General features: G+C 51.0%; 6 protein-coding genes and 1 rRNA gene. 2 read left to right on the top strand and 5 right to left on the bottom strand.

Going from position 1 to position 6602, the window contains the following annotated elements:
* From KNP76_RS06430 to KNP76_RS06420, 3 genes are all read right to left on the bottom strand, one after another.
* Positions 1-65 (bottom strand): 16S ribosomal RNA (locus tag KNP76_RS06430); the annotation flags it as partial.
* A gap of 286 nt (positions 66-351) precedes the next feature.
* Positions 352-1416, bottom strand: coding sequence for a PstS family phosphate ABC transporter substrate-binding protein (locus KNP76_RS06425; RefSeq protein WP_251137373.1), 1065 nt, complete (start codon positions 1414-1416; stop codon positions 352-354).
* A 148-nt stretch (positions 1417-1564) separates the two neighbouring features.
* A complete protein-coding gene (locus KNP76_RS06420; RefSeq protein ID WP_034815692.1) occupies positions 1565-2431 on the bottom strand; it encodes a nucleotidyltransferase-like protein in 867 nt (288 codons plus the stop codon).
* 170 nt (positions 2432-2601) lie between these two features.
* On the opposite strand from KNP76_RS06420, the gene KNP76_RS06415 reads away from it, so the two are divergent.
* Positions 2602-2961, top strand: a complete 360-nt coding sequence (locus tag KNP76_RS06415) for a YgzB family protein (protein WP_034809917.1) — start codon at positions 2602-2604, stop codon at positions 2959-2961.
* A gap of 30 nt (positions 2962-2991) precedes the next feature.
* Here KNP76_RS06415 and perR read toward each other — a convergent pair whose 3' ends face one another.
* A complete protein-coding gene (perR, locus tag KNP76_RS06410) occupies positions 2992-3423 on the bottom strand; it encodes a peroxide-responsive transcriptional repressor PerR (protein WP_167331253.1) in 432 nt (143 codons plus the stop codon).
* Positions 3424-3615: 192 nt separating this feature from the next.
* Between perR and KNP76_RS06405 the strand changes: the two genes are divergently transcribed.
* Positions 3616-4914, top strand: coding sequence for a glutamate-1-semialdehyde 2,1-aminomutase (locus KNP76_RS06405; protein ID WP_211779881.1), 1299 nt, complete (start codon positions 3616-3618; stop codon positions 4912-4914).
* 32 nt (positions 4915-4946) lie between these two features.
* Here the strand turns inward: KNP76_RS06405 and KNP76_RS06400 are convergent, their stop codons facing one another.
* A complete protein-coding gene (locus KNP76_RS06400) occupies positions 4947-6584 on the bottom strand; it encodes an ABC transporter substrate-binding protein (protein WP_034815696.1) in 1638 nt (545 codons plus the stop codon).
* Between the last annotated feature and the right edge of the window lie 18 nt (positions 6585-6602).

The raw sequence follows: 6602 nt of genomic DNA, 5'->3' as shown, positions 1-6602 counted from the left end.
TCGACTTGCATGTATTAGGCACGCCGCCAGCGTTCGTCCTGAGCCAGGATCAAACTCTCCAAAGAATTTGATATAGCTCTTGAAATGACGAAGCTTGCGCTTCATTCAAAATTTAAAACTTATTTTTGCCTCATCGTTCAGTTTTCAAAGTTCGTCTGTCGCGCTTGGCGACTTTATTAATCTATCACGTCGTCGTTCTCGCAGTCAACAACTTTTTTCACAAATTGTTTTTCTGAAATAATCTTTTGCCGTGACAACGTTTATAACTATAATCTCTAATTCCCACATCGTCAATAGAAAATTCATAAATAAATAAAAAAAGTTGAGCCTCGTCTCTCGAGGCCCAACCCATTAGTCTTTAGCGAGTGGAACATACCCTGTTCTCTCTACGAGCGTCTGCCCTTCTTCCGAACCCATCCAGTCTAGGAAAGGCTTGAACTCTTCATAACGATCCTCAGTCGTGATCGCATAAAACTCCGACGTAATCGGATACGTCCCATCGGCAATCGTTTCAACCGTCGGAGCCACACCATTCACTTGAACCAGTTTAATGTCATGGTCTTCAATCATCTCGGTCGCATAGAAGCGGAAAGAGAAGCCAATCGCATTTTTATGGTTTTGGTAAGCGGCCGTCTGTTCGATGATGCCACCCATACCTTCCGGGACATCCTCGACCGGGGCGTCCATCAATTTCCGTTCACCCATCATTCGCTGCAAAGCAGTCTGACTTCCGCTTCCTTCCGGCCGCTGAAACGCACGAATCGAGTCATTCTTACCACCGACTTCTTGCCAATTCCGAATTTCCCCTGAATAGATTTGCTGAATCTCTTCTAATTCAAGTGAGTCAACCGGATTGTCTTCATGGACAAAGAAGATGAACGCCTCACGTCCAATTGGTGTCATGTTGAACGCGACACCTTTTCGTTCCGCTGCGGCGATTTGTTGATCTGAAGGGCCGGCGACAAAAATGATATCCGTTTTCCCATTAATCAATCGTTCATACGCTTCACCCGTTGTCGTTGAGACGACCGCACTGTTCCCCCACTCGATATCGTACGGGTCATAGTCTCCTTGTGGATAGGTCGCCTCGACAAAAGAAGCATAGAGTGGGTAGAGCGCTGTCGCCCCATCGAGACGAGGGAGTTCTTCCTCGACCTTAAAGGAAGCCGGCGCATCCAGTTTTGCTAAATTGGATTCCGGTTTAAATGGACGGTAGTCTTGTAGCTCCACGCCCCGCTCTTCAATTCGCAGCCCCGCCGTATATACATAATAGCCTTTGACGGATGCGAACAAGACGACCGCGATGACCGTTCCAACCAAGCCGACGCGTTTTAAGTTTTGTTTGGAGAGTTTTGAGAAATCATATAGCGCAATGATCACAATCGCCAGTGCGGCGACAAACCAAAGCGTCCACATGATTGGACGCCCTCCCGCAATCGGGTCTCCCATAGTAAATATCGCGACCACGAAAGTTAAAAAAACAGTCGCAACGATGATGAATACACTACTTAATAGAAACTTTATCACTTTCATCAATCATACAATCCCCATTCTCATTCTATTCTTAAGAAATTTCATACGCGATTGCTTCAACCCCGACGCCCTTCGTCGGACGCGCAACTGCCCGGACATAGCCTTTCCGGACAAGGAAACTAATGATGCTCCCTAAATCGACACGTAACTCTTGCAAGTCCGGGTGTTCCATTAGTTCTGAGAACGACCATGGTTCTTCTTGTCGTTGCATGACTTGAAGCAACAACAGTGTTCCCGGCAACACTTTCGATTGAATCAAGTGCTCCATCCCAATGATAACGAGATGAATGCGCTGTTCGAGCTCTTCGCCCCCGCTCACAAGCTCTTCGTGTAGCTTATACACTTCTAAATCTAATTTCCGGACTTGTTTCCATAAGATGATCTCCGGATGAATGCCGGCCTCTAAAATCGACAACCGCGCCAAGTGCGTCAAGGCATGATGGATTTGCGTGAATGCGTCTTGATATTCTCCTTGTAAAAACAAACTGCGGCCGTCTTCGAACCGTCTGAGCAGTTTCGCGAACGCAAGCGAAAGTTGGAGACGTTGTTCTTCATTTGAGAAGTTGCGCAATCGCTGCCGAAGTTCTAGTAAGAATTCATTTCTCTCAAATAACACCATACCGTCCTCTATCCAATGAATGGCACGTCGATTTTCATTCAAGACAATCCAGCGATCCATCATCGAATCGCTCACAACGTGAAGGACAATTTTTTCTTGCCCGATTTGATAGTGTTTCACCGTCCAAAACGGATCGTCTTTCGCCTCGATAACAATCAACAGCCGATCCGATTGATCAGTCAACGGATCTCTCGGTCGCTTTTTCTTCACCTCGATAATCCCGAGCGTTGTTTTCAAGGCTGCATATTCTGAATAAATCGTTCGTGTGGCGTATTCCATCGTCACCTTGACCCCTTCTTTCTCATTGTGAACACTTCGTCCACACAAGTATCTACTCTGCTACGAAATTGATTCGCCTTGTTTATAAAATTCTCCTGCCATTGAACGTACGAACTTCTCACCGCTCGATAGATAAGATATAGTAAAGGCAGACATGGAGGGATTGTGGAATGAAAAAACGGGGGAATAAAATCAACCGAGCTCGGAACGTCGCGCTATTGCTCATCTTCGGCGGAATCGGTGTCATGTACCTCGGGTTGCTCGCGAAGAACATCACGTGGCTGATGATTATTTTCATGTTACTCGGTTTCTTGATGGTGTTATCGAGTTCTGCCCTTTACTTCATCATCGGAATGGCATCGACGAAAGCAATCATCGTCACGTGCCCGAATTGTGAGAGAGAGACAAAGATGCTCGGCCGCGTCGATTTATGTATGCATTGCGACGAGCCATTGACGATTGATCGCTCATTAGAAGGAAAAGAGTTTGACGAAAAGTATAACAAACGCCAATCCGAGCAACACGAATAAAAAACACATCCGCGTGTCGGATGTGTTTTTTTAATGTGTATGCGTTTGTTCAGCCTGGCACGTCGGACATGTCCCGTACACTTCAAGACGGTGACGATCGACTTTGAAGCCGGTCAACTGAGAAGCGACCGCTTCAATCTCATCGAGTACCGGGTAATTGAAGTCGACGACTTTTCCACACGTATCACAGATAATGTGATAGTGACGCGAAGTGACGAAATCAAATCGGCTCGAGGCATCTCCATAGTTCATTTCTTGAACGAGTCCAATCTCTTTGAAGACGCGCAAGTTATTATATACCGTGGCGACACTCATGTTCGGAAAACGTCCCGATAGCGCCTTGTAAATGTCATCCGCTGTCGGATGACTGTGCTCCGTGACGAGGTACTCCAAAATGGCCTGGCGCTGAGGCGTCATTCTGACTCCATGTTCTCGGAGCGACTGAACAGCATGGTCAAGCATCTCGCTTCCCACGTCAATCCCTCATTTCTTCTATTAGAACTCATGCGAAATGTTAGTTAGAATTAACCTATTTCTTACATAGTAATCTTTATAAATAGTGTACTGATTTCTAAAGCAGTCGTCAAACGTCGAGCTTAAGCGGTTGACGGCTATGATACAATAAGTGCGAATTTGTAAAAGGAGGCAATACATATGTCAACATCATCTACCCGGAAACAGTCAGACGTCTTGTACGAAGAGGCACAGACCCACATCGTCGGTGGCGTCAACAGTCCTTCACGCTCGTTTAAGGCCGTTGGCGGCGGCGCTCCCGTCTATATGGAGCGCGGGGAAGGAGCATATTTTTATGATGTGGATGGCAATCGCTATATCGACTATTTAGCGGCTTACGGTCCAATCATCACCGGTCACGCCCACCCGCACATTCATCGCGCCTTGATGGAGGCGTCATCAAAAGGACTGCTTTATGGGACACCCCACGCCCTTGAAGTCGATTTTGCGAAGAAATTGAAAGATGCCATCCCATCGATGGATAAAGTCCGGTTCACCAACTCCGGGACGGAAGCCGTCATGACGACGATCCGGGTTTCCCGTGCCTACACCGGACGCGAACTCGTCGTCAAGTTCAGCGGTTGCTACCATGGCCACTCAGACTTGATGCTCATCGCCGCAGGAAGCGGTCCGGCGACACTCGGCTCACCAGATTCTGCCGGTGTCACACGTGCGACCGCCAAAGAAGTCATCACCGTCCCGTTCAATGACGTCGAGGCGTTCCGTAACATGATGAACGAATGGGGCGAACAAGTCGCTTGCGTCCTCGTCGAGCCGATCGTCGGGAACTTCGGCATCGTAGAACCAAAACCAGGTTTCCTCCAAGCCGTCAACGACATCACCCATGAACATGGCGCCCTCGTCATCTATGATGAGGTCATCACGGCGTTCCGCTTCACTTACGGTAGCGCGCAACAAGTGTACGGCATTGAGCCAGACATGACGGCACTCGGAAAAGTGATCGGTGGCGGATTGCCAATCGGTGCTTATGGCGGGAAAGCTGAAATCATGGAGACCGTCGCGCCGCTCGGCCCTGCGTACCAAGCCGGGACGATGGCCGGAAACCCTGCTTCGATGGCGACCGGGATCGCCTGCCTTGAAGTGTTGGAACAGCCGGGCGTCTATGAGAAACTCGACGCCCTCGGCGCCCGGCTCGAGGCCGGAATTCGCGAGGCGGCAAACACACACGGTGTGACGATCACCCTCAACCGCTTGAAAGGGGCGCTCACGGTCTACTTCACAGACGAAATCGTCACCGACTATGACGGTGCCGAAAAGTCGGACGGCGAGGTGTTCGGCCGTTTCTTCAAGCTCATGCTCGAGAATGGCGTCAACCTGGCCCCTTCGAAATACGAGGCCTGGTTCTTGACGACAGAACATACGGAACAAGATATCGACGAGACGATCGCCGCGGTCAACCGCGCGTTCGCCGAACTATAAAGAAACGGAGATGCCGCGGCATCTCCGTTTCTTTATAGCGATGGTCGAATCCAAAGCTGCTCGTAGCGCGGATGACCATAGATGTCGATCGGCACATCGCCGAGGAAACTCGGGAATCGTCGTTCGCGGGCCACATGATAAAGCGGGACGACGTACGCTTGCTCGGTCACGTAACGTTCGACTTCACGATGAAGGTGCGGCCAGACGTCCAAATCGACTTGATGATATCGGTCCATCATCGTCCGAAGCGTCGCGTCTTCACCGAGCAACTTCCCGACAAGCGATAACTCGCTCGTCATGAACGCCAGAAACGCCAAGTCGCGGTCTTCATTCATCATCTCGCCACAAAGGATGATGTCGGCGCGCCGGAGCGTCTCTTCCTCGAACAAGACGGACAACGTATACACTTCTGTCTCCACGGTGAAACCCGCAAACGTCAATTGTTGTGCAATCAAGTTGGCGTCTTCCGTCGCCGTCGCGTAAGGCAAATGCAAGAGACGAATCGGACGCACATCGATGCGGTCTTCCGCTTCTCGCTTCACTTCTTGACTCGCTTCTGGGAAAAAGCCATGGGCGACTTGATGCCGCTCTCCGCCTAATGCGACGAGTGCCGTTTTGTCGATGGTACGGAGAATCGCTCGCCGAACGTCCGGGGCGTCCTTCAACCAAGAATGCCTCATGTTGAAGACGGCGTAACGCGCCCCAGCTTCGGCGACCCATTTCACAAGGCGATGGTCGTCACGCATGCTCCATTCGGCGTGGTCCGCCTCCGAGAACGTCACGAACTCGACGACATCCAACGACGGCCGCGGACGCAAGCCCCGTTCGAACGCTTGGAAACGCGTGACGTCTTCGGACACACGTTCGAGTTTGAACGGCCCTGTCCCGACCGTCCCCTCAAACCCTTTATACGAAATCGAGGCAGGCGTCTGCGCTAAGAGCCGCTCGATGTAACCACCGTGCGCAGATGTATAGATGTCGACGATAAAAGGAGCCGGTGAATCGACTCGCTCGATTGGCGCGAACAGCCACCGTTGTTTCCCGTATCGCAACAATCGGTTGAGCGAGTAGACGATCTCATTCGCCGAGAGCGACATCCCGTTATGGAACAGTACCCCTTTTCGGATATATAAGCGAAAACCGAAACGTGTTGCTTCTATATGATGGGCGAGCGATGGTCGGATGACATTCCCGTCCCATTCGAACAACCGGTCGAACAGGTGGCGGGCGAGCGACGCCTCCATCGCGATGTGGATATCGAGCGGGTCGAGCGAGGCGAGCGCTCTCGTTCGCGGGAAGATGAAACGATCCTCTTCCGTCTGTTCGAAGCCGAATCGCCCCCAGATGTGAGCCTGGATTTTCTCTCGCAACAGCGGCGGCCATTCCCATTCTAGCCATTTTGCCGCCTCGGCCATCGTGATGCGGGCGAACGTCGTATCTACCCAAGTCGTCAACACCTGATTAAACGACGGCGCGAACTGAATGACGGACTCGTGCCCCCTGCCCCGGCCCGGGCGATACTCGACCCATCCGGACTGCGCCCACACGTTCACGTCTCGCTTGATTTGTTTTTCACTATACCCCGTGGCGTTGACCGCTTCGCGTAACGTCACGTCCTCTCGGTCCCGCTCGATGGCATAGCGATAGATGGAAACAAGCTTCGGATTCATCGGACTCCCCCTTAAAAG

The sequence above is a fragment of the Exiguobacterium sp. s150 genome (assembly GCF_018618435.1).
Taxonomy (GTDB): domain Bacteria; phylum Bacillota; class Bacilli; order Exiguobacteriales; family Exiguobacteriaceae; genus Exiguobacterium; species Exiguobacterium alkaliphilum.
Note: the sequence above shows the minus strand (reverse complement) of the source record. Positions and strands in the feature narration are given on the sequence as shown.